Annotated in this window: 23 protein-coding genes; 4 read left to right on the top strand and 19 right to left on the bottom strand. The window is 37.9% G+C overall.

The features are described from left to right. Position 1: 1 nt before the first annotated feature. The 13 genes from essB to corA all read right to left on the bottom strand — a co-directional run bounded on the left by essB (position 2) and on the right by corA (position 11,980). Positions 2-1,306 (bottom strand): type VII secretion protein EssB, encoded by a 1,305-nt coding sequence (essB, locus tag U9R83_RS01795; RefSeq protein ID WP_182421561.1) that lies wholly within the window; start codon positions 1,304-1,306, stop codon positions 2-4. Positions 1,307-1,320: 14 nt separating this feature from the next. Further along, the gene (locus tag U9R83_RS01790) at positions 1,321-1,560 is read right to left on the bottom strand and encodes an EsaB/YukD family protein (RefSeq protein ID WP_013055106.1); all 240 of its coding nucleotides are present in this window, start codon (positions 1,558-1,560) and stop codon (positions 1,321-1,323) included. A 93-nt stretch (positions 1,561-1,653) separates the two neighbouring features. Beyond that, complete coding sequence (locus U9R83_RS01785) at positions 1,654-1,947, bottom strand: WXG100 family type VII secretion target (RefSeq protein ID WP_013055105.1); 294 nt, start codon at positions 1,945-1,947, stop codon at positions 1,654-1,656. 376 nt (positions 1,948-2,323) lie between these two features. Further along, positions 2,324-2,716 (bottom strand): SseB family protein, encoded by a 393-nt coding sequence (locus U9R83_RS01780; protein WP_014461874.1) that lies wholly within the window; start codon positions 2,714-2,716, stop codon positions 2,324-2,326. Positions 2,717-2,777: 61 nt separating this feature from the next. Further along, entirely contained in the window at positions 2,778-3,377 is a 600-nt protein-coding gene (locus tag U9R83_RS01775) for a WXG100 family type VII secretion target (protein WP_182421562.1), read from the bottom strand. Between the two features lie 109 nt (positions 3,378-3,486). Next, positions 3,487-3,804 (bottom strand): hypothetical protein, encoded by a 318-nt coding sequence (locus tag U9R83_RS01770; protein WP_013055102.1) that lies wholly within the window; start codon positions 3,802-3,804, stop codon positions 3,487-3,489. A 252-nt stretch (positions 3,805-4,056) separates the two neighbouring features. Continuing rightward, positions 4,057-5,262: a DEAD/DEAH box helicase gene (locus U9R83_RS01765; RefSeq protein ID WP_182421563.1), complete on the bottom strand. Its 1,206-nt coding sequence runs from the start codon at positions 5,260-5,262 to the stop codon at positions 4,057-4,059. 364 nt (positions 5,263-5,626) lie between these two features. Continuing rightward, the gene (locus tag U9R83_RS01760; protein WP_243550286.1) at positions 5,627-6,934 is read right to left on the bottom strand and encodes an ATP-binding protein; all 1,308 of its coding nucleotides are present in this window, start codon (positions 6,932-6,934) and stop codon (positions 5,627-5,629) included. Between the two features lie 80 nt (positions 6,935-7,014). Next, positions 7,015-7,767, bottom strand: coding sequence for an STAS domain-containing protein (locus U9R83_RS01755; RefSeq protein WP_014461878.1), 753 nt, complete (start codon positions 7,765-7,767; stop codon positions 7,015-7,017). Further along, positions 7,754-8,413, bottom strand: coding sequence for a cobalamin B12-binding domain-containing protein (locus tag U9R83_RS01750; protein ID WP_014461879.1), 660 nt, complete (start codon positions 8,411-8,413; stop codon positions 7,754-7,756). The genes U9R83_RS01755 and U9R83_RS01750 overlap by 14 nt, the downstream gene beginning before the upstream one ends. Before the next feature lie 142 nt (positions 8,414-8,555). Beyond that, on the bottom strand, positions 8,556-9,281 hold the full coding sequence (locus U9R83_RS01745) for a response regulator (RefSeq protein WP_182421565.1): 726 nt from the start codon (positions 9,279-9,281) through the stop codon (positions 8,556-8,558). Continuing rightward, a complete protein-coding gene (gene dcuS / locus U9R83_RS01740) occupies positions 9,274-10,860 on the bottom strand; it encodes a DcuS/MalK family sensor histidine kinase (protein WP_182421576.1) in 1,587 nt (528 codons plus the stop codon). Before dcuS ends, U9R83_RS01745 begins: the two co-directional genes overlap by 8 nt. 154 nt (positions 10,861-11,014) lie before the next feature. After that, the gene (gene corA, locus U9R83_RS01735; protein ID WP_028412482.1) at positions 11,015-11,980 is read right to left on the bottom strand and encodes a magnesium/cobalt transporter CorA; all 966 of its coding nucleotides are present in this window, start codon (positions 11,978-11,980) and stop codon (positions 11,015-11,017) included. Between the two features lie 151 nt (positions 11,981-12,131). Between corA and U9R83_RS01730 the strand changes: the two genes are divergently transcribed. Further along, positions 12,132-12,587, top strand: coding sequence for a ferritin-like domain-containing protein (locus U9R83_RS01730; protein ID WP_140451851.1), 456 nt, complete (start codon positions 12,132-12,134; stop codon positions 12,585-12,587). A gap of 54 nt (positions 12,588-12,641) precedes the next feature. On the opposite strand, the gene U9R83_RS01725 is transcribed toward U9R83_RS01730, so the two are convergent. Continuing rightward, positions 12,642-13,808, bottom strand: a complete 1,167-nt coding sequence (locus U9R83_RS01725; protein ID WP_243550180.1) for a M20 family metallopeptidase — start codon at positions 13,806-13,808, stop codon at positions 12,642-12,644. 143 nt (positions 13,809-13,951) lie between these two features. Here U9R83_RS01725 and U9R83_RS01720 point away from each other — a divergent pair, with 143 nt between their 5' ends. Continuing rightward, on the top strand, positions 13,952-15,007 hold the full coding sequence (locus U9R83_RS01720) for an aromatic acid exporter family protein (RefSeq protein ID WP_140452035.1): 1,056 nt from the start codon (positions 13,952-13,954) through the stop codon (positions 15,005-15,007). A gap of 32 nt (positions 15,008-15,039) precedes the next feature. On the opposite strand, the gene U9R83_RS01715 is transcribed toward U9R83_RS01720, so the two are convergent. Beyond that, positions 15,040-16,494 carry an alanine/glycine:cation symporter family protein gene (locus tag U9R83_RS01715; protein ID WP_042992364.1) on the bottom strand — a complete coding sequence of 485 codons (1,455 nt, stop codon included), beginning with the start codon at positions 16,492-16,494 and terminating at the stop codon, positions 15,040-15,042. A gap of 255 nt (positions 16,495-16,749) precedes the next feature. Here U9R83_RS01715 and U9R83_RS01710 point away from each other — a divergent pair, with 255 nt between their 5' ends. Next, a complete protein-coding gene (locus tag U9R83_RS01710) occupies positions 16,750-17,502 on the top strand; it encodes a lipase family protein (RefSeq protein WP_115652948.1) in 753 nt (250 codons plus the stop codon). 24 nt (positions 17,503-17,526) lie between these two features. On the opposite strand, the gene U9R83_RS01705 is transcribed toward U9R83_RS01710, so the two are convergent. Continuing rightward, the gene (locus U9R83_RS01705) at positions 17,527-18,015 is read right to left on the bottom strand and encodes a DinB family protein (RefSeq protein ID WP_014461888.1); all 489 of its coding nucleotides are present in this window, start codon (positions 18,013-18,015) and stop codon (positions 17,527-17,529) included. Between the two features lie 633 nt (positions 18,016-18,648). After that, complete coding sequence (locus U9R83_RS01700) at positions 18,649-19,173, bottom strand: type 1 glutamine amidotransferase domain-containing protein (RefSeq protein ID WP_014461890.1); 525 nt, start codon at positions 19,171-19,173, stop codon at positions 18,649-18,651. 305 nt (positions 19,174-19,478) lie between these two features. Between U9R83_RS01700 and U9R83_RS01695 the strand changes: the two genes are divergently transcribed. Then, positions 19,479-19,901: a DoxX family protein gene (locus tag U9R83_RS01695; RefSeq protein WP_243550178.1), complete on the top strand. Its 423-nt coding sequence runs from the start codon at positions 19,479-19,481 to the stop codon at positions 19,899-19,901. 67 nt (positions 19,902-19,968) lie between these two features. On the opposite strand, the gene U9R83_RS01690 is transcribed toward U9R83_RS01695, so the two are convergent. Together U9R83_RS01690 and U9R83_RS01685 are read right to left on the bottom strand one after the other, a co-directional pair. Next, positions 19,969-21,132 carry a M20 family metallopeptidase gene (locus U9R83_RS01690; RefSeq protein ID WP_063248475.1) on the bottom strand — a complete coding sequence of 388 codons (1,164 nt, stop codon included), beginning with the start codon at positions 21,130-21,132 and terminating at the stop codon, positions 19,969-19,971. Positions 21,133-21,361: 229 nt separating this feature from the next. Then, the gene (locus U9R83_RS01685; RefSeq protein ID WP_014461893.1) at positions 21,362-22,159 is read right to left on the bottom strand and encodes a HoxN/HupN/NixA family nickel/cobalt transporter; all 798 of its coding nucleotides are present in this window, start codon (positions 22,157-22,159) and stop codon (positions 21,362-21,364) included. Between the last annotated feature and the right edge of the window lie 126 nt (positions 22,160-22,285).

Genomic DNA, 22,285 nt, shown 5'->3' with positions numbered 1-22,285 from the left:
CCTACTTCGATTGATCTTCCTGCTGTTTTTTCTGCTCTTCTTGTTTCTTTTTCTCAGCTTCTGCAGCTTTCTGTTCTTCTTCCTGCTGCTTGGCCGCCTGTTCTTCCTCAGCCTGTTTCTCTTCTTGCTGCTTGGCTGCTTCCGCTTCTTGCTGGTCATTTTCTTTCTTGAATTCTTCAAGTTCGTTTGCTACTTTATCAAGCTCTTCTTGCTTTTTATCAGCCGCTAAATCGTTGTCTGTCTTTAGCTGACCTTCGTATTTCATTAATGCATAGATAATTAACGAACGTTCTTCTAACAACCTGCTCACTTCTAAAGCTTTTTTGTTGTCTCCTCGGCCAATGTAAAACCAATAGGCAAAGTACTGAGGATCTGACTGAAGCGTAATAGCCTTTAAAGCATTTGCCTTTTGCTCCTCTCCTAACTTTTCATTAACAAGATAGGAGGTTGCTATTTCGTATTGCACAATTTTAGGCATGCTTTCAATGTCATAATCTTCAAGTTTGTCGACCACTTTGCTGTAGTTTTTTTCAAGAAAGTATTCGTTACTTTCTACAAATGCTTCTTGTTTCGGCTGCGCAAAAAAGTAAGAGTAAAACGTATAAATAAGAGCTGGAATTAATAAAACAAGTATACCCACAGATGAAAACTTAAAAATGGTCCAGCGTTTTTGAGGAAGTTGAACGAGTGTCTTTTGATGCTTTTCAATTTGGGTTAGCTTATGCTGAACAAATTGACTCAACTCTTCCTCATTGCTGATATGCATTATTTTTTTAGCGTCTTCTTTTAATTGCAAGGTCTCATACAACTTAAAATATTGTTCAAATGTATGCGATGAGTCAACGGCCGCTGCTATCGTAGCTTTTAACTCTTGAAAGCTTTGTTCCTCGTTAGGCTCATAAGGAGGTAAACTTTCTTTCACTCCATAATGTAAAAAAGCAGGACTTAAACTTTTATCAAAAATGATATTTTCTGGACAAATCAACAAATGCAGTCTTGAAAAAGAATGCTGCTTTACCTGTTTGATAAGCTGATCTGCAAACAGCCACTTTTGCTGTTCTTCTTTTCCTCTTAATGCTGTAAAAGGTTGAAATTCAGAGGTAGGCTTAATTGCTATTTTAAGTTCATCATCGCTCATCATGATTTCTTTTTGAAAAGTCGTGTTTACATCCTTTAACATTTCAATTTCAACAGAACGATTAAGTCGAATTTTTTCTTTTTGAAAAACAAATGTATATTCATTATTATGACGTGTCATTACAGCTTCGAGCTGTTCTTCTAAGTAAGTCGGTTTCTTCTCTGACATTCTAATAGACTCCTTTAGAGAATTTCGATACAATCACCTGTGGTAATTCCGCAGTTAATCATCGTCTCATTTCCCGAGAAAATAAGATTTTTATTTGAAACACGTATCCACGCACCATCCTTTGGTGATTGAGTAATCTTTTTAGCTTGCCAAACGATCTCGACTACTTTTTTGAGTGAATGATAGTTTGAAAGTCGCAAATCGAACCGATCACCTGTATAGTGCTTTAAGTCTACTGTTACTTCTATATACATAGGGTTTCATCACCTCAAAACATAGAAAAAGCGCCTTCATCTTTTGAGAATAGGGCGCTCCTTTTATTACTTCACTTAGATTATTAGATGAAGTTAACCGCGGATTTGGCTAGCGATTTGGTTATCTGTATCTTCAAGAACATTTGCAGAGTCATCTAATTGCTTAGCAATCTTTGTAAGTAGGTTAGACATTTCAACGAAAGAAGGCTTTAATTCTTCGTATTGAGCAGCAAACGCTTCGCTCGAAGCACCTTCCCACATGTCTTGAAGTTGATTTTTCATTGTATCAAGACGGCTTACTAATTCTTGAACTTGACCGCTTTCATTAGTATATCGACCTGCCATGTCGCGAAGCTCTGCTGGTGTTACGCGAATAATTCCTGACATACATATCTCTCCTTCGGTTTATATATTTACTATTATTGTAAGAAACTCTAGTGATAAGGTCAAAGGTTACTTGCAAAAGCCTCCAAAAATGAGAATATGTATCTACAAATACCCCTAAAAAATGCAAATAAAACCTGCATAACCAAGATTTTGTTCTCATCCAAACCTTTTACATCTGATCTATAGGTACCTATTTAAAGGAAAATAAAAACTATAAGACTATTAAATTACATTTTTATTCATTATCTATAGAACTATTTACTAGTAATAAAAAAGCAGCAGCCTATTTAAGACCCCTGCCTCTTTACATACATCTTCTATTTATTTAAGATTCAGACATGCTTGGAAAAAGCACATGCGCTTGTTAGTGCTTTGGCTACTGCTTAAAATAATTTTGATCTTCTTTTAACATCCTTATTTCTTCGGGGATGAATAATTTTGAGAGAGGCGTGTCAGGATTAAGTAATATCGCTATTTCTTCATTTAATACAGGCAGCATGTCCTTAAATGATACGCATACGGTCTTTTCATCTTTTAGCATCTGTTCGATAGGATATTTTGACGAAAACACAGGTAAATATCGGTACGCTGCGCTGTTCATCGTCTGGACGTAGTGCTCTGCAATTAATATATCTGATGCTCCATGCTCTGAACTAACAACTAGCCATAAATTGCTATTCATTAAAGTTTTATAAAATTGAGCAATTTTCTTATTATCTTTCATTGCTTCAATTAACGATTTTTCTAATAAGTTAAATGTATATTTCATCGCCGAGACAACCCTGTAAGGAACTGTACCATTTCACTTCCAGCGCCATCATATACTTCATTCATTCTCTCTTCACTTCCTCTGTGCTGTCACTAAACATAATGTTTGAAGGATTCATTTCCTGACTTAAAATGCCCAACCCCATTTGAATAACGCCATAAGTAAAAAATTCCGTTCGACTGCATGTAGAACCATTCACTACTTTTTCTTCCCAAGACATAGAAAGCGAATTCCACATAACATTAAGAGTACCTAAAGGTTTTTCAATCGTTCTATGCATATTGTCATACGTATTCCATTCTTTTAAGTTCTTTATGTTATTCCACGTATCTTGTGAATGGGTGCTCCCATCGCTCCATACGCTCGACCAAAACTCCGTCCAGCCTGAAGAGCCTTCTAGCTCTCCATCTGCTTTTCTCATTTGTTCTGCAGTGTCTCTTACTAATAAATGTGCGTTTTCCGTTAGCGAATCAAGTTTGCGAATCATATGCTGTAACTCTTCCTGTAAGTCCAGCACTTTATCAATATCTGCAACAGACAAGAAATGTAGATTTGTAGCTTCCCAGCTTAGTTTTTGAAGTGCATCAGCCGTCTGTGAATGAGACTGCTGAATTCGCTCTGCAAATGCCTGCAGCACCTCTGGATTTACTTTTATCTCCATGTATGTCCGTCCCCCTATCTCTTGTAAGCCTTCAGTCATCATCCAAACATTTTTTAAGCCTATACGGAAAGACTCACTTTCTAAAGGAGTGAGTCGATAATGTTATTTATTACGCCGATGCTAACTCTCTTAATCGTGAAATTTCTAAGCGTAAAGTTTGAAACAATTCATCCCTTACGTCGTACAGATGAAAAGTAGATTGCGTAATATCATTATAAATATCCTCATATGAGCTCTTAGAACGCCCTGACCAATCTGACGCATATTGTTGGTGCGAATTTTGAAACAGATAGATACCCTCTTCAAGAAATTCCATGATACGTTGAACTTCATGTAAATATGATTCTAATTGATCTGCATCTCGACTATATTCTTTACTTTTTCTTCTTCGCTCTATGTCGTCAAAGAGATCATCAATTGCATCCATAAAATGTCCCCACGTCCTTCTTCCTCTTTTATTAGAAGTCTCTTAAAGTAATGTTAAAATAAGGTTACAAAAAACAAAATCCATCATTCAAACTATTTTCATACCTAGGAAAAAATATCTACATTTCTCTTTTTTTACTTATTTATACAGGGAAAATAGAGAAAATAAACAACGCCAGGCTGCTGTAATAAAGCAGTAGACGTTGCTTTTTAGGTTGTGACACTGCTGTTATAAAAAGGCAGAATACCTAGTTTACATTCGACCTTTTTGTTTCTTTTTCTTGTTAAATGGCTTTTTTGAAGGTTTTTTAGCTGTACGAGACTGCTCTTTTGTTCCTTCATCCACGATTTCACCCATATAAAGTTCTTTTTTCGCTAATGAAAGTTGAAGTTCACGTGCAATTTGTTTTAAATTTCGTTCTTCTCGTTCAGTCACAAGAGAAATAACTGTACCTTCTGCTCCCGATCTGCCTGTTCTACCTGAGCGATGTACATATTGATCCGCATCTTGAGGAACATCGATGTGAATCACATGCGTCAGTCCCTTGATGTCTAATCCTCTAGCTGCGACATCCGTTGCTAATAAGATAGGGAAATCTCCTTTTCGAAACCCTTTAATCGTCGTAGCACGATCTTCTTTTTTCGTTTCACTGTGTAAAGAGCCGGCTTCTACACGCTTAAATGTTAATTTTTCTTCAAACTCGATGAGAGTATCAATCCCTTTAAAAAAGGCTAAAGCTTTCATTTGTTCTTGGCGAACTAGTTTTCTAAGCACGTCCACTTTATCTCTGGCTTCACTTTTAATGTATACATGCTCTACCTTAGAAGCTGGGAGTTCATCTCTTCCTACTTCTATTTCAAGAGGATGGTTCATCATGTCTTTTGCTAACGATTTGGTACGTTCTGATACGGTAGCTGAGAAGACTAGAATTTGACGATCACTTAACGCCATTTTCACAATCTGTTGAACCGTTTGAACATGTTCAGGCACAAATAATTGATCCGCTTCATCAATCACAATTGTTTTGACTTCGTGCATTTTTAATTTCTTCATTTTAATTAATTCGTTCAAGCGTCCTGGAGTACCAACAATGATATTAGGACGTTTTTTTAGTTTTTCCAATTGACGTTTCATATTCGCTCCGCCGATAAACGCTGCGCTTGAAATGCCGCTTCCCTGTGACCAAGTTTGAATTTCACCATGAATTTGCATAACCAATTCATGGGAAGATGCTAAGATAACCGCTTGAATATGAGATGGCCCCGGCTGAATACGGTGTAAGACAGGCAACAAATATGCCAGCGTCTTTCCTGTTCCCGTTGGGGATTCTCCTATTACATCTTTATTAGCTAAAATCTCTGAAATAGCTTTCGTTTGAATGGCAGTAGGCTCATTGAACCCTGCTTTTTTCCACGCCTCTTGTAAAAAAGGCTGTAAAGTCTCTATAAACTGACTCATATCTATCTCCTTTTCCATGCTTTTCTCGATATTATAAACGATTTTTTCATTTCAATTAAACGAATGTACCAGTGGCCATGTGCGTTAATACTGACCTTAATTTCTATTTATAAATAAACCTTTCTTATCCCAAGGGACCCTGTCAATCCGTCAGTAGAAAAATCGGTTGTTTCCTTAACTTTCCTACATCAATATACATAGCTTCAACTATGATACACTATTGCTTCTATAGAAAACAATATGATCCTCTTTATTATGGACGAAAACTTGTATAAGAAGGAGTTTTTATGTCCTATATGGATCCAGACGCAAAGGGCTCAGCTGCTTACTTCCTCTTTTTCAAGAAAACAGCCGCCTCTCTGAACTACGAGAGGCGGCTGTTTCGTTCTATAATTGGCATATCAATAGTAACCGTTGTCCCTTTTCCTTTACCGCTTTTAAAATGCATGGTACCTTGATGACGCTCCATGATTTTGTAACACACGGCCAGCCCTAAGCCAGTGCCAGCTTCTTTTGTAGAATAAAACGGCGTTCCTACTTGTTCAATCCTCTCTTGACTCATTCCGATTCCATTGTCTTCAAAGTGAATCAATGCTCGTGTATCTTTTTCTTCAACTGTTATTGTAATATGACCTTTCTCCATAATAGCTTCTACACCATTTTTGATCACATTGATGAATACTTGTTTCAACTGATTTGCATCAGCCGAAACATAAATAGGCCTTTTTGCTGTTTCTTTCAATAAAATAGAAACATTATTTAAATTGGCCTGCGCTTCCATTAGCGTAATAACTTGTTTTAAAATCTCACATAAATTGGTCTTTTCAAAAGATACATGCTGCTTTTTTCCAAGAATAAGCATTTCACTGGAGATTAAGTTGATGCGGTCGATTTCAGACATCATAATGTCTAAATAAGTGTCATTTGTTTCCTTAGAGGCTTGCATAACTTGTACAAAGCCTTTTAAAGAAGTAAGCGGGTTCCTAATTTCATGTGCGACGGCACCTGCCATTTGTCCAATAACCGACATTTTTTCCGAGGTTATCATAAGCTCTTCATCTTGGCGGTATGTAGTGATATCACGTGCAATCATAAATACGCCTACCACCTGCTTATGAACGACGATGGGAAGCAAAGAACACCTAAGCAACCGCCTTTCTTGTTTTTTATTGATGACATTCATTTCGAACTTAGCACCTTTTCCATTCAGTACTTCTTTAAAATACTCTTTACACATATCAAATTCTTCAGCTGCAATAAGAGCTGAAGGTTTCATCTTTTGCAATTCTTCACTGGAGTATCCAACGATTGCTTCACCTTCCGGGTTAGCAAGAAGAACTTCCCCTGTTTTGCTTATTTCAAAAACGCCATCGGGGTTATGTTTAAATAAAGACTGATAGTGCTGATTGCTCGTTTGAAGTTCGTGTTCTTTCTCTATGAGCTCCTGCTGGGACTTCACTAGTTTATAAGCTCTCCTATATACCAGACCATATAAAATAATCCCCGTAGCTAAAATAAAAAACCAACCTTTGTACTGTTGAAAAAAAATATATACTTCAAAACGACCTTGCGCTAATGTTCTAGATATATTGTCAGATATCAAGATCCATACAGCGCCAATAATGATATATACAATCGAAATTCTTAAAGCTACTTTACGCGCGTGTTTCACCAAATTTTAATCACCTGTTTATCAGTATTGATTCCCTGTCTTATTGCCTTTATATGAATTGTTGACTTTTCGTAGCCATTTCATGCCGTTGTAAAAAATTGATGAATGGCCTGACCTAAGTTACTAATAGATTTTACATTTGCTTGAAAATGATACTGGTGAAGCCATTGGCTATGATCGGGTGTCACACCTGTTAGATAAATCTGTACGCCCATTAGCTGAAATTCCCATATTAAATGTTCTAGCGCGGCAACACCTCGTTCATCAATTTGACCGATTCCATTAAAGTCAATAATAACTCGATCAACGGTTTCTTCATCTATCTGTTTGAGCAACCGATGTTCATTTTTCATGATGACTTCTTCAAATAAATCTCCAAACAAAGGGATAAGTACCATGTTATTTGATAAATGAATAAACGGTCCTGAAAGTTCTATAACTCGGTTCATGGCCTTTTCTAATCGTTCTTTTTGCAGCAGGAGTTCTAAGTCCGTTTCAGATAAACGCGCTGTGTGTTGTTCGATTTTTTCTGAAAGAATTTTAATTTGGGAATCTTCCTCTACACATATTACATGCGCCTTATCTTGCTCCCATTTGCAATTCACGGTATAAAGAGACATCTTAGCTTTGCGCGAATGCATGACTAATTCTGTTTTTATTTTTTTCTTCTGCCCTAATCGTTTTCTAGCTTTGTTCTGACTATCTTCGTCAACAATTTCTAAAAAATGTTGAACTTCTCCGAATAAAGCGGCTGCTTCATCAGATTGCGCTAGAATATTCATTTCCTCATCCATAATAAAAACAGGAAGCGGAGCATATTTAATAGTCGACAACCTTAATCCCCCTAATTGATTGATAATGAAAAAACTCTTTCAACTCCTCTAACTGTGCAATAAATCGAACTTGATTTGTTTGAACAAGAGGAAACTTATAGTTTGAAACTACTCGGCCTCCAACTAAAATAAGTGGCTGATGTTTTGTCTTTTGTAATCCTTCTATATATTCGTTTGCTTTTTCTATATGATGAGTTAAACTGAACGAGATTCCTACTAAATCAGGTTTCCATTGTTCAACAGCGTGCGTCGCATGTAAAAGCGGAGAATCTGCTCCCAAAAGTTTCGTCTGCCAGCCGTGCTCTTCAAAGAGAATGGAAATCATTTTTAAACCTAAAAAATGCTGTTCATTTTCTATACACAAAAACAGACCTTTTTTTTCATGTTTAATAACTTCTTGTCTTATACACAATTGATAGCGTGACAAAACATAGTCACAGGTAGTAGTAGCTAAATGTTCATCAGCCACTGAAATTTCATCTTCTTCCCACATCATACCGATTTGAGCCATTGACACTGAAATGAATTGCTGAAAAATATAAAATGTATCGAAACCCTGCTGTCTTTTTTTCCAAACAATATTCCAAGCTTCATCTTGATTCCCTGATAACAGTAATTCAGTCAAGCGTTCTATGCTTCCAATCAAGAAACCACCTCTTTTTCAGTCAAACGACTTGTTTTTTTTCCTTTGTTATTATCAACCATACCACTTAACTCACCGGCACTCTACAGTAAAATATTCTCACACCAACAAAATAACACCGGACGTCTCTGACAGGTCAATCTCTTTATTTTTCAAAATCAACGAGGTAGTGATGCAGCAAGTGACGGTTTTGTTCATTGTATAAGTACGCATACACAGGACGTCCTATTGTGCCGTAAGTCATTCTTTCTCCAAGAAGACCTATATCTGTTAGAAATTTTAAATATTTCCGAATAGACACTCTTGAAATCCCCGTTTTTTCAGCTACATCATCGGTCGAAAAAGGGTGATCTTTAAGATGCTCAATGGCTTCTATGATAACTTCTAATGTTCCTGTCGTTAAACCCTTAGGCAACGGCTCTACCGGAGCTTCTTTTATTTTTTTATTAGACAGCAGCCCGTCTAATTCCTGTTGATTAAGCTGAGGTTGCTGTTTTAACGTACGAAATGTTTGTTTGTAAGCCGAAAGTGCTTGATAAAAGCGTTCAAATGTAAAAGGCTTAATCAAATAATCAATCGCTCCGTAGCGTAAAGCTTGCTTAATCGTTTGGGCATCCGAAGCAGCGGTGATAAAAATGACATCTATTTCCTCTTGTTTTGTTCGAATCTCTTGTAAAACTCTCAAACCATTTTGCCCAGGCATAAAGATATCAAGCAGCACTAAATCAACTTGATGTTCATTTATCTTCACCAAGGCTTCATGACCCGAATGAGCAACAGCGACCACTGTAAACCCCTCTATCTCTTCAATGTACTTTTGATTAAACTGAGCAACCATGGGGTCATCTTCAACAATTAATACTTTAATCAACTTGATCTCTCCTTGTTTCGTACGGAATATCAATATAGAATGTGGTACCGCTATTTATAAATGAGTCAATGACGATTTGGCCACCTAGTTCATCAATCGTTTGCTTCACTAAATGCAGCCCAAACCCTCTGCTCGTTCCTTTTGTAGAAAAGCCTTTCTTGAAAATCTGATTCATTGTATCGGAAGGAATGCCGCAGCCTGTATCCGTGACTTGAATTGTAAGTTTATTGTTTTTATACACAAGCATAACAGACACTTTTTTAGAGGCTTGATGACAAACTGAATCAATTGCATTATCAATTAAATTTCCAATAATGGTAATGAGATGATGAGTAACATGTGGATCTGAAGGTTCTGGAATAACTTCATCAGCGGAAAAAGTCAATTCTACGCTTTCTTCTCTAGCATAACTCATTTTGCCCATCAGAAAACCTGCCAACGCATGATCTTTAATAGATTTAGTCACTGAACTAGATTCATCGACACGGTGATTAACAAGCTGATGAATATACGTTTTTAGCTCATCATAATAATTCATCTGCACCATTCCTAAAATCACATGAAGTTTATTCATAAATTCATGCGATTGTGCTCGAAGCGCTTCCACATACATTTTAACACCTGTTAGCTGTTCTGCTAAGATATTAACTTCTGTTTTATCCCGAAACGTAGAAAGTGCCCCTACAATCTCTTCGTTTACCACTAGCGGTACCCTATTAACCACAATGGCTACTCCATTTATGACTTGCTCTTCATCGTAATGAGATTCCCCCGTAGACAAAACGTCGTCCAACCTGGAGGTGGGCATATATTCTCGAATAGACAAACCGATTGGCTCTGATTCTAATCCCGCTTTAACAAATAAGCGGCGTGCAGAACGATTAGCAAGTGTAATATTACCTTCTTTATCAACAGCTATCACTCCTTCACGAACCGACTGCAGCATGGTGCTTCTCTCTTCTAGAATTTTAGCAATTTCAGAAGGTTCCAAGCCAAATAAAATTTTCTTTATGTAATTGGCTAATAAAATAGCACCAAGAACGCCTACAAGTAAACCAATTAATGAACCTAAAACAATTCGACGATGCCCATCTCTAATTGCTTCATTTACATTATTTAAAGAAATCCCCACAGCTACTGCACCAATTTGTTGATTTTTTTCATTATAAATAGGTGCAAAAGCACGCAGAGATTTATCAAGCGTTCCTTTTGATACAGATACATAAGATTTCCCGTGCAATGATTTTTGCTCATCGCCTCCGGCAAACCTCTTTCCTATCTTTTTAGGATCTGGGTGAGATTGGCGAATTCCATTCATATCCATAACAACGATAAACAAGACGCTTGATTTTTCACGAATTCGTTTAGTAAATTCTTGAATTGACTGAGGTGTTTTTGTCTCTAGTCCTTCTTTCACGTTCGTTGATTCTGAAATAATCGTAGCAATAGTCCGAGCTTTTTCAGCCTGTTGATCTCGAATATTTTTTCCAATTGAACTGCTAACTAATAAATCCGTTAACAATAGCGATAGAATCACCACCATGCATACAAGCAGCACCGTGATGCTTCGCAGCCCCATTCTTCCGTGTTTCACATTCTTCCCTCGCTTCCCTGCTTTTCTTGTTTATAGCACAAGAAAAAGATCTTATCTAGAGTGAGATAAGATCTTCGCTTATTTAATTTCATTTTTACTGAGTTGATTAACATTTATACAGGAAGGTTAACAATCTACTTTATAGTTTAGGTCCTTTTCGATATTTGAACCATCCCATTTTATAAAAGGCAAAGACCATTACGCCTACAAGCCCAATCATAATGCCAAGTACAATAAAATAATTATATTTCCCCGTCAGTTCCGGCATATATGAAAAGTTCATGCCATAGAGACCAGCAATAAACGTCAACGGTAAGAAAATAGCTGACATAAGCGTTAGCGTAAACATGATTGAATTCATACGATCCGAGTTAATGGACATAAAGCTTTCTCGAATATCATTTGACAAATCTCTGCTTGCTTGCATAATTTCAATCATATTTAATAGGTGGTCATAAATATCATTAAAATAGCGAACCTGCTCTTTTGCTTTTAACGCATTCGTTGACATAATACGATACATTAAATCTCTCATGGGATTTAAAATGCGGCGCATTCGTGACAAATCACTTCGGATGTCATAAAGCTGCCTCATTAATTCATCCATAGGTTCGTCTTTTGCATTGTCTTCAATGTCGTCTATGTGATCTTCAAATTTATAAAGCACAGGGAAGTATTCGTCAACGGTATGATCTAAGAGTTCATACATGATATCCCATGTTCCATCTTCGGTAGCCTCAGGGTCTTTTTTGATAAGCTCCCACACTCTAGCCACGCTCGTTAGCTTGTCCAAGTGGTAAGTGACTAAAAAGTTATCTCCTACAAATGCAGATACTTCTAAGTGCTCAAGCTCTTCTTTATGAAGTGCATAATACACTAAAAAATAATGCTCATCATACAACTCAAATTTAGCCCGCTGACCTTGATTCAAACAGTCCTCAACTGCTAAAGGATGAAAATTAAATTGTTCAAGCTGCTTTTTTTCTTCCTCGGTGGGATTGTAAAAATCAACCCAATACCATTGAAAGTCATGGCTTGAACGAATCTCATTCATTTCTATTTCTTTAATAGCTCCTTCTTTGGTTTTAGCTACAATTTTAATCATAAGATAACCTCTGTCTTTTTTGATACTATTCTCTGCACATACCCTTTTTACCATTTTGTTAAACTTTTTTCTTTTAATGTACGCCTTTTCTTGTCTATACATACGATGATGGTGACAACAAGAGAACAAAACGGTGAGGAGGTATATCCATATGTATGAATTTTACTCCCGGCATGAAGAATATTGGGAAGATGATACCAGACTAGACCAACAGCTTTTAAGAGATATAAACAAAGCTGTAAACGATGAGTTTTCCGCTATTCACTACTATACACGCTTAGCAGAGCTGGCTCCTAATAATCAGTTTCAACAAGCTATATTAGGTATTCGGCAGGATGAAATTAAACACTTTGACTGGTTTTCTAAAGCATACTATGATTTATCAGGCAGCTACCCACAGATTTCATTAAACATAAAATTGCCAAATACTTTTCAAGAAGGGGTCTCTGAATCCATTAAAGATGAAGTAGAAACCGTTCCATTTTATCAATCAATCGCTAGAAAAATCACAAATGCTCGAATTCAAAGCCGCATTGTTCGAGCTGCGAACGATGAACAGCGCCACGGTCAAATTTTCCGAACCATTCAGTCCCACTTCTCATACTAAATAATACGCTTGCAGTCGCAAGCGTATTATTTAGTATGGTTTTATTATTATCTCTTACTTTGTAGCACTAAATTCTTCTTTGATTTTTTGGAGCAACGTTTGATTTGTTAATACGTCATACCCTGTTAATGCCATTGTTTGTGCCCCGAGTATCATTGCTTCTCTTCCTTGCTCACTTAAAGCTGCTTCTCTAAATTCGTGCGTATGACAAACAAAATAATCATCACAAATTTGAATATACGGATGAATAGCCGGAACAACCTGACTTACATTCCCCATATCTAAAGATCCATGATCGCCTTGGTCTTCTGTAATGCTTTGTTCGCTCACGCCTAATGAGATGAGATTATTTGTATAGACATCGGATAATGTTTGATTCGTTCGCATATCATCATAAGAAAACTCATAGTTTGAGATTTTTAATTTTGTTCCCGTAGCTAAAGCAGCACCATGTGCACATGCCTTCACCTTATCTGTTACTTCATCTACATATGCACGAGTTGAAGCCCGGACATAAAATTGTGCTACTGCATAATCCGGTACAACGTTGGCAGCCTTGCCACCCTCTGTAATGACTCCATGAATACGGACATCCGGCTTCACATGCTGGCGAAGCGCATTAATGCTGTTGAACGTTTGTAATACGCCGTCTAACGCGTTGATTCCTTCATGAGGAGCAGCAGCTGCGTGCGCGGATTTTCCGAAGAACTCAAACTGAATGGCATCCATCGCAAGAGAACGCCCACTTTTTTGGTGGCAGTAATAAGGATGTACCATCATAGCTACGTCTAAATGATTAAAAATGCCTTGCTCGGCCATCGTTACTTTACCGCCTCGTGTTTCCTCTGCAGGCGTTCCGTATACGTATACTTTACCGCCTGTTTCTGCAACTGCTTTACTAAGACCAATACCAGCTGCAATGGACATAGTTCCGATTAAGTTATGTCCGCATGCATGTCCGAGATCCGGCAAAGCATCGTACTCAGCCATAAACCCAATCGACGGACCTGGCTTTTGACTGTCATAAACAGCAGTAAAAGCCGTTGGCAAGTCACATGTACCAATTTCAACTGTGAACCCTTGTTTTTTTAAAATATCCGTTAATGCTTTACACGCTTTGAATTCTTCGTGACCAAGCTCAGGGTTTTGCCCAATATATTTGCTTACATCGTAAAATGTATCCTGTAATTTATTAATTGTTTCATTTATCAATTGTTTCATTAGTTGTACTCCTCTTTTAAATATTTAAACAAATTATAGTATATTTATTCGTTTTTTAAAAGCTAGTTTTTAAGACGTGTTTTCCTATCACCTTAATATGCCTTATAATTAAACTACTAACTGTTTTAAAGAAGGTATGCATAATGATTAACGTAAAAAAATTTAATTTTTTAGGCGGTCGTATTATTAAAACAGGCATTGCCGTTTTTTTAACTGCGCTCATTTGTCAGTCGATTGGCTGGCCTTATATGCTGGCTGTTATTACAGCTATTGTTACGATTGAACCAACCGCTGCCGATTCTATTAAAAAAGCGTTTATACGCTTTCCTGCTTCAGCAATCGGAGCTGCTTTTGCCATGCTTTATACATTTCTTCTCGGCGTGACGCCGCTTACCTATATGCTTGTTGCCGTTTCTACTATTATATCCTGTTCTAAATTGCGTTTGCATGCAGGAACACTAGTTGCCACGCTAACAGGAGTGGCTATGCTGACGATTGTGCACGACCATTACTTTATATCGCTTTTAATTCGCCTAGCGACCACCAGTATTGGACTGCTTATTTCTTCACTTGTAAATATCATCGTTCTTCCTCCTAATTATACACCGATTATTACGAGGAAAATTCAAAATCTCTCAAAACAAATGAGCAGCGTCCTACAGCAAAGAGGAGTTGAACTTTCTCAAGTACACGCTTGTCATAAACAAACAAAACTTCAATTCCAACTGCTTTCTGCTGAAATTGAAAAAATTGAGACACTTTGTGAGTATCAGCGAAAAGAATGGAAGTTTCATCATTTCACTCGTACAGCTATGAGAAAGTTCCACTATGAATATAAGAAACTTTCTCTTATGAGGCAGCTTGTCTATCATATTGGTAATTTAATTTATTTGCCTGCTCATCAGCTGCAAAGTGCAGAACATCAAGTGATATGGGATACTTTCACTTCCTTTCATAACGTCTTACAAAATGAACAATATAAAAGCTCTTTTCAGCATCAAACGCTTATTTTAACTTTAAAACAAAGGTTTTGGGCACATAAACACGAAGAAAATACAGTAGATCAGCCTTTTTCAACAGAAACAACAATGCTGTACGAACTGCTTGCCATTCATCACCTGCTTGAAGAACTACACCGTATTCATTGTTTGAAGGATCGATATAACTTAAATAACTCATCTGTCTCACTTTCTTCATAAAAAAATCCTCACATACGTGAGGATTTTTTTGTTTACGAAACTTGTGACTCATCTTTCTTATATTCTTTCTCCCAATAGTCTGCATTTTTAATTCCTAGCTTAACAGGATCAAACACAGGGTCTAGCCCCTGTTTTTTCTGAGTTTCATAGTCTTTTAATGCAACTAACGCAGGCTTAGCTAAAATTAAGATAGCAATTAAATTTAGCCATACCATGATACCAAGCCCCACATCACCTAGCGCCCAAGCTAGTGATGCTTGTTTAACTGACCCGTAGAACGTAGCTCCTAGAAGGACAAGCTTTAATGCAAACATAGCCCACTTTCCGTTCTTTCCGCGAGTTAGATAAGCAATATTTGTTTCGGCGATGTAATAATAAGCCATAATCGTTGTAAATGCGAAGAAAAATAGAGCAACTGCCACGAAACCAGCCCCAAATCCAGGTAACACTGTTTCAATAGCAGCTTGTGTAAATCCAGGTCCTGCTTCTACACCCGGTAAATTCGAAATAATAAATGAACCGCCTGGTCCTTCCGTATTGTACATGCCTGTGAATAAAATCATAAAAGCCGTTGCTGAACAAACGAACAGGGTGTCAATATAAACCGAAAAAGCTTGTACAAGTCCTTGTTTCGCCGGATGCGAAACTTCTGCTGCAGCTGCTGCGTGCGCCCCTGTTCCTTGTCCTGCTTCATTTGAATAAATGCCCCGCTTCACTCCCCAAGAAACAGCTAAACCAACAATTCCTCCAAAAGCAGAATCTAATGCAAAAGCACTTTTAAAAATAAGAGCGATAACTCCCGGCAACTCGGAAATGTTCATGGCAATAATGATAAGAGCTAAAATAATATACCCAAGTGCCATAAAAGGTACAACGAATTGGGCCACCCCTGCAATACGCTTAACGCCTCCAAAGATAATAAAAGCAAGAATAATAACTAATCCTACTGCTGTAACCGTTGGACTAACGCCAAATGCGTTGTCGATGCCAAGCGCGATGGAGTTAGACTGAACGCCCGGCATTAGGATACTCATCGCAACAAGTGCTGCAATAGCAAATAAAATGCCATACCATTTCATACCTGTTCCTTTTTCAATATAGTACGCTGGACCACCTCGATATTGGCCATCTTGTTTAACTTTATAAATTTGAGCAAGTGTTGATTCGATGAATGCACTAGAAGCACCAATAAAAGCAACTGCCCACATCCAAAATACAGCTCCTGGACCTCCAAAAGCGATAGCTGTTGCCACTCCAGCAATGTTTCCTGTTCCGACTCGTCCCGACAGCGCTAAAGACAGGGCTTGGAAGGAAGAAACTCCTGCTTCTGAGCTTTTACCCTGAAACATAAGCATAACCATGTCTTTTAAGTGTCTTACCTGCAAAAACCTCGTTAAAATTGAGAAAAACAGGCCGATCGCAAGACACCCATAAATAACAGGTGTGCTCCATAGCACATTATTCAAACTCGTTACAAATTGCTCCAAACGATAACCCCCTTATTTTTTCATTCAGACTATTTTAAATTATAAGTTAAATTATAAATTTTAACAATAAAACTCTAAATTAAAACTTTTTTTTAGTTAAAATACACAAAAAAACTTATAAAATCCTCAAAAACATCCAACGATGAACCGTTTACATTCATTAATTCTCGCTTTCAAAAGAGAGATATCTGCACCTTTCTTATCAGGAACACATAGGCTATAGGAGTTATTTTCTATTAGAAGGTGTGAAAAACAATGATGAGAATAGAGCCTTTATTTTATCGTCCTTTAGCTCTAGACCTTCTTTATGCGTGCGTCTTAGCTTATAAGCAATACGCACAGGGAGGAACATTTGATGTACCTGAAGGCTACCGGCTTATTAAATCGTTTAAAGCTTCTGCCGTAGGGGTTCAAGAATGGTTTGGTTTTATTTTAGAATCTGATGACTCTATCGTAATTGCCTTTCGAGGAACTCAATCTGAGGCAGATTGGATTGCTGATGCTCGCATTAAGCAGCGCCCTTATCCATACAATCAACAAGCCGGTCTCGTCCACGAAGGTTTTTTAGCCGTTTACGAATCATGCCGTGATGAAATTTTTGAAACGTATCAGTCCCTTACCCCAAAGCCACTTTATATAACGGGGCATAGCCTAGGTGGTGCACTCGCTGCTCTTCATGCCTTAGATGTCGCCACAAACGCATCTTTTCCAGAGGTTACAATGTACAACTACGGAGCTCCTCGAGTAGGTGATCCTCAATTCGTTCAAACATACACAAATCTTGTTTCAAATAGCCGCTGCTTTGTTAACACGACGGATACGGTTCCTAAAATCCCTCCGAAGCGACTCTATTCCCCTTCCACCAAGCAAACAATTTATTACGATCAAGACCCTCTTCAACTCTCATTTACCATTCAAACAGGTTCTACCGTAGGGAACCATAATCCCCAAACGTACAGTGTTGGCATTTGGATGATGTCGGATTATCCTATTTTGGTCCAAAAATAAAAAACAGGCGGAATGCCTGTTTTTTTATGCACCGATTGCTGCTTTGATTTCTTCTATTTGTTCTTGATGACGCTTTTCGTGATAACCAATAAAGTCAATCCATTGCTTTAAATCCATTAACCCAAATACAGGGTGTGGAAATGATTTTTGCTTTAGCTTATCTTCACTTGCTGTTTCTTCTAACTCTGCTAAAGCCTCTCTTGATTCTGCCAGCTTACTCTTCATTTCTTCTAATGTCTGCTTTTCATTAGAAGGCGTAACTTGAGCCGGTGCATCTACTTTTCGCGAACGGTCTACCGCTAAATGAAACGGCTTATCTTCAGTGGGCTGATCTACACCGTTTTCTAACTGATCCTTTACACGTGAAACAATCATGCGCTCCATCAAATATAAATGTTCTAATACTTGCATAACGCTCCATGTATTAGATGCTGGCTGCTGATTTAATTGTTCGTATGTTAATGATTCTACACTGTTCAATACATCATTTCGAAACTGTTCATTTTTGTTCATTTTTCATCCTCCTCCAGGATTCCTCTAACTTATCGTACCAAAAAACTCTTCCATATAAAAAAGATATCCCTTTACTTAACCTTGTTTTAACTGCAATTGTTTCACGTGAAAAAATCATATTTTCTATTTGACATTGGTTAACCAGGGTGTTATATTTAGATTTCTGGCTTTTCTTTAAGAGCTAGACATAGTGAAAGTAACTTGAGAGGATGTATCGTACAATGCAAGGTAAAAATACTGGCATTCGACACATGTCTTTGAACAAAACTTATTCACACTGGATCGGCTTCGGAGCCGTAAGGATGCAAGAGAGGTAGGGCTTGCGTCGTTTAGGTTAATCGATCATGTGGAAAAACAAACCGCGGCAATGGATGAAATCCATGCAAGCACAATCAATGCTAATTGTGCCCTAACAACAACGAAACATACAAAAACCGTAATCATGGATTTTATAAAGAAAGTAATCATTTTGTTTTTACACTTGCAAAAAGCAAGTTACTGATAAGAAACACGAACAAAAGCGAGCAGATGCATCTGCTCGCTTTTTTAATGATTATTTTTTATTTACTTTATCATTTCTTTTTTAGCGGATCTTATAAAAAAAGCCGAAACCACACTGGTTTCGGCTTTTTCTTATTGCTCTGCTAGTACATCAGCAAATGCTTTTGCATAAGGAGGAAGGTCTGGCGGACGGCGGCTTGAAATGATGTGGCCGTCGATTACGACTGCTTCATCATGCCAAATAGCTCCCGCATTTTCCATATCATCTTTGATTCCTGGCGTACTTGTTACGTTTCGGCCATCTAAGATTTTTGCAGAGATTAATACCCATCCTGCATGGCAGATTTGGCCGATTGGCTTTTGCTGTTCATCCATATGACGAACCATTTCAATTACTTCAGGGTAGCGGCGCAGTTTATCCGGCGCCCAGCCTCCAGGTACTAAAATAGCGTCATATTCAGCTGGATCAACATCTTTAAAAGCATAGTCGGATACGGCTGGAACACCGTATTTCCCCACGTACGTTTCGTTTGCTTTTTCTCCAACTAAATGTACTTCTGCTCCTTCTTCTCGAAGACGCATCACTGGATACCATAGTTCTAGATCTTCAAAGTCTGCACTAACAAGCGCAATAACTCTTTTATTTTCTAAACGCATCGTAACACCTCCGCCATCAGTATAGCATGTTGGAGAATAAGATTGAAAATAAGGGACTAACTTGTACATAATTAAAGGATTTTTCAAGTGCTCTTCCGAAAATTTTTGTATGCCAAATGGTCCAATTTTATATTTTCACTTGACTGGGGACAAACATCACACTACAATGTGTAGTGTGATGTTCATAATGTTGTAAAATTATCCAAATAAGAAAGACTTTCTGATTTAATTGCTACATTTCTTTTTTCGGGCTTTCACACTACATAATGTAGTGTTTTTCAAATACACTTAAAGGAGGAAGTAAAGTGAATAAAAACGTCGAAATTGGTTCACTTATTATTCGTTTAGTATTAGGTTTTACATTTTTAGTACACGGCTTTCAAAAATGGCAAGGCGGGATTGAAAATACAGTAGGGTTCTTCGATAGCTTAGGAATCCCTGGTTTCATGGCATATATTGTTGCAACGATTGAACTTGTAGGCGGTATTCTTATTATTCTTGGTTTAGCAACAAGAGTCATAGGTGCTTTATTTATAGCAGTAATGCTCGGCGCTATTTTCACAGCCAAGCTTAAAAGCGGATTTGTTGGCGGATTTGAGTTTGATATCACCTTAATTGCAATGTCTGCTCACCTATTTCTTGCAGGAAGCCAGTTCCTTGCTCTTGATAAAGTGGTATTTAAAAAGAAAGAAACTGCTTTTTCTCTTCAAGAAGAAAGCAGTAAATAAAAAAGAAAGCTTATACTCTCCCAATATAAGCTTTCAGGTTAGTCCCGCCGTTTGAGGCGGGCTTTTTTTATATTTGAAGCAGTAAATTCGCAAATAAAGAAGAGCGCTCGGACAACGTATCAATTTGAATATGTTCATATTCCGCATGTATTCCTTTTCCGCATGCTCCTAATCCATCCAACGTGGGAACACCAATGGCCGCTGTAAAATTGCCATCACTTCCGCCGCCAACAGCCGCTTCTTCTAATTTCATACCCAGTTTGGCCGCAATTGACTGAGCGCATTCAAATAACTCTTCCGTTTGTTTAGACTTCACCATCGGAGGACGGTTCATGCCTCCCGTTACTTCGAGCTTTATCCCTTTTAAGATGGGTGTTAAGTTCAAAATAATATCCGTCATACGTTTCGCTTCTTCTTCTGTAGAAACACGTAAATCTACGTGTGCTTCTGCATATTCCGGCACTACATTTGTACCGCTGCCTCCTGTAAATGTTCCAACGTTCACCGTTGTACCTTTTTCATAATCTGTTAAGCCCTGCAAGAAAATCACTTGGCGCGCAAGCTCTTCAATCGCATTGATTCCTTCTTTGTGGTGATTACCCGCGTGTGCTGCTCGTCCCCATACTTTTACGGTGAAAATTCCCGCTCCTTTGCGCGACGTTTTTAACGCACCTGAACCCGCCACAGCCGGTTCCGCTACTAGCACTGCTTCACTTCTTTGTGCTTCTTCTTCAATGTATTTTTTAGAAGAAATTGACCCAATCTCTTCATCCGAATTGCAGAAAAACACAATTTTTTTATCGAGCGATAAGCCAAGCTCTTGAATCGCTTTAATCGCCCATATAGATTGCACAATGCCGCCTTTCATGTCTAAAATTCCCGGACCGTACAGCTTGTTTCCCTCTGTTCTTAGACTTAGCCTTCCCTTTTCCCATACCGTGTCAAAGTGACCGATAATTAAAAGCTGCTTTTCTCCTTCTCCAATCGTAAATTTCAAATGGTTTCCTACTTCTTTTTCTTCTATAATTTCGTAGCCTACTCCTAAACGCTTTTGAAACAGCTCCGTTAAATACATTCCACACTGATCTACTAACTCTTTACTGTAGGACGGTGATTCTTTTTTCACAAATCCAACTAAATCTTCAAGCATCTCTTGTTCGTGTTCTTTTAAATAACTAAATACACTTTGTTCTACCATTACCTGACTCAAATCAATTCCTCCTCCAAACAACCCCTGCTGCTTGCATTAAATGCTTTTATTTATCGTACGTATAACTATGTTCTACGTTTCACATAACGACCTTAAATTATCCTTAATTATAATGGTTTTCAGACAATTTTCCATCCTTTAAATACAGATAATACTTTAACTTATTCATAACCGACCGAAAATAGCCATAAACTTCAACAAATTCATACAAAAAAGCTTCAATCTTTAACAGATTAAAGCTTTCGTTTGACTAATTGACATTTATTTTAATATTTTTCCCTTTTGACTTCACACTCACAAAAACAAACATAGACACTAAAAAAATAAACAAAATAACGCCAACCATTTCAAAGTTTACTTCGGCCCATGGGTTAAAGAAAGTGAATGCTAAATAGAGTGACACACCATACGCGAGGACAACAATAACCCAGCCCATCAAGCGGGAAGCAGATCGCCCAAACTTACTCGATTCATTCACCATTTTATGTACAATCAGTGAATCGATTGTATCTGTCAGCATCATACCAAACATAAATACTAGTCCTAATAAAAGCGGCGTATACTTGCCTGCGTTCCCTACAGCTAGAGACCACACGGCCGTTTGACTGACCGTTTCGGCTGCTAAAGCGAACAATGCTCCTACAAGAATAATTAAAAAAGGATTCGTTGTTCCTTTTGCGATTTTCGGAATAAACTTCCCTTTTAACCCGCTCAGCTCAAACTCTTCCTCTTTATTTTTGGTTCGAAGCAAATGATATGTGTTTAATGTCCCGATTAGAAAGAGGGAGATAATGGATACCCAGGATGCAAAATGATCGAAATACGATGGAAACGTAAAATTCTTCATCACCACGCCAAGCACCCCGGCCGTGACGGCCACCATTCCTCCGTGACCTAGTGAAAACAGCGTGCCGACCCACGGGGCAAAACGGCTCCCCATTCGCCAATTATATCGGGTCTGGCCATCAATAAAAGCTAAGTGATCTGCATCCAATCCGTGCCTGATTCCTAATAAAAAGACAAGTAAAAAAACTGATAAACCTTCCATTTCCTACACTCCTTTTTTTAAAATAAAACATAAAAAAGCCTCAATTCTATAGAAATTGAGGATGTGTCGGCATATGAAAATAAACAGCAATTGCTCACTGCGTACCTTGATACACCGCCTCTTTCC

The sequence above is a fragment of the Priestia sp. LL-8 genome, assembly GCF_036227845.1.
Lineage (GTDB): Bacteria > Bacillota > Bacilli > Bacillales > Bacillaceae_H > Priestia > Priestia zanthoxyli.
The sequence above is the reverse complement of the archived record's forward strand: the minus strand, read 5'-3'. Positions and strand labels throughout refer to the sequence as shown.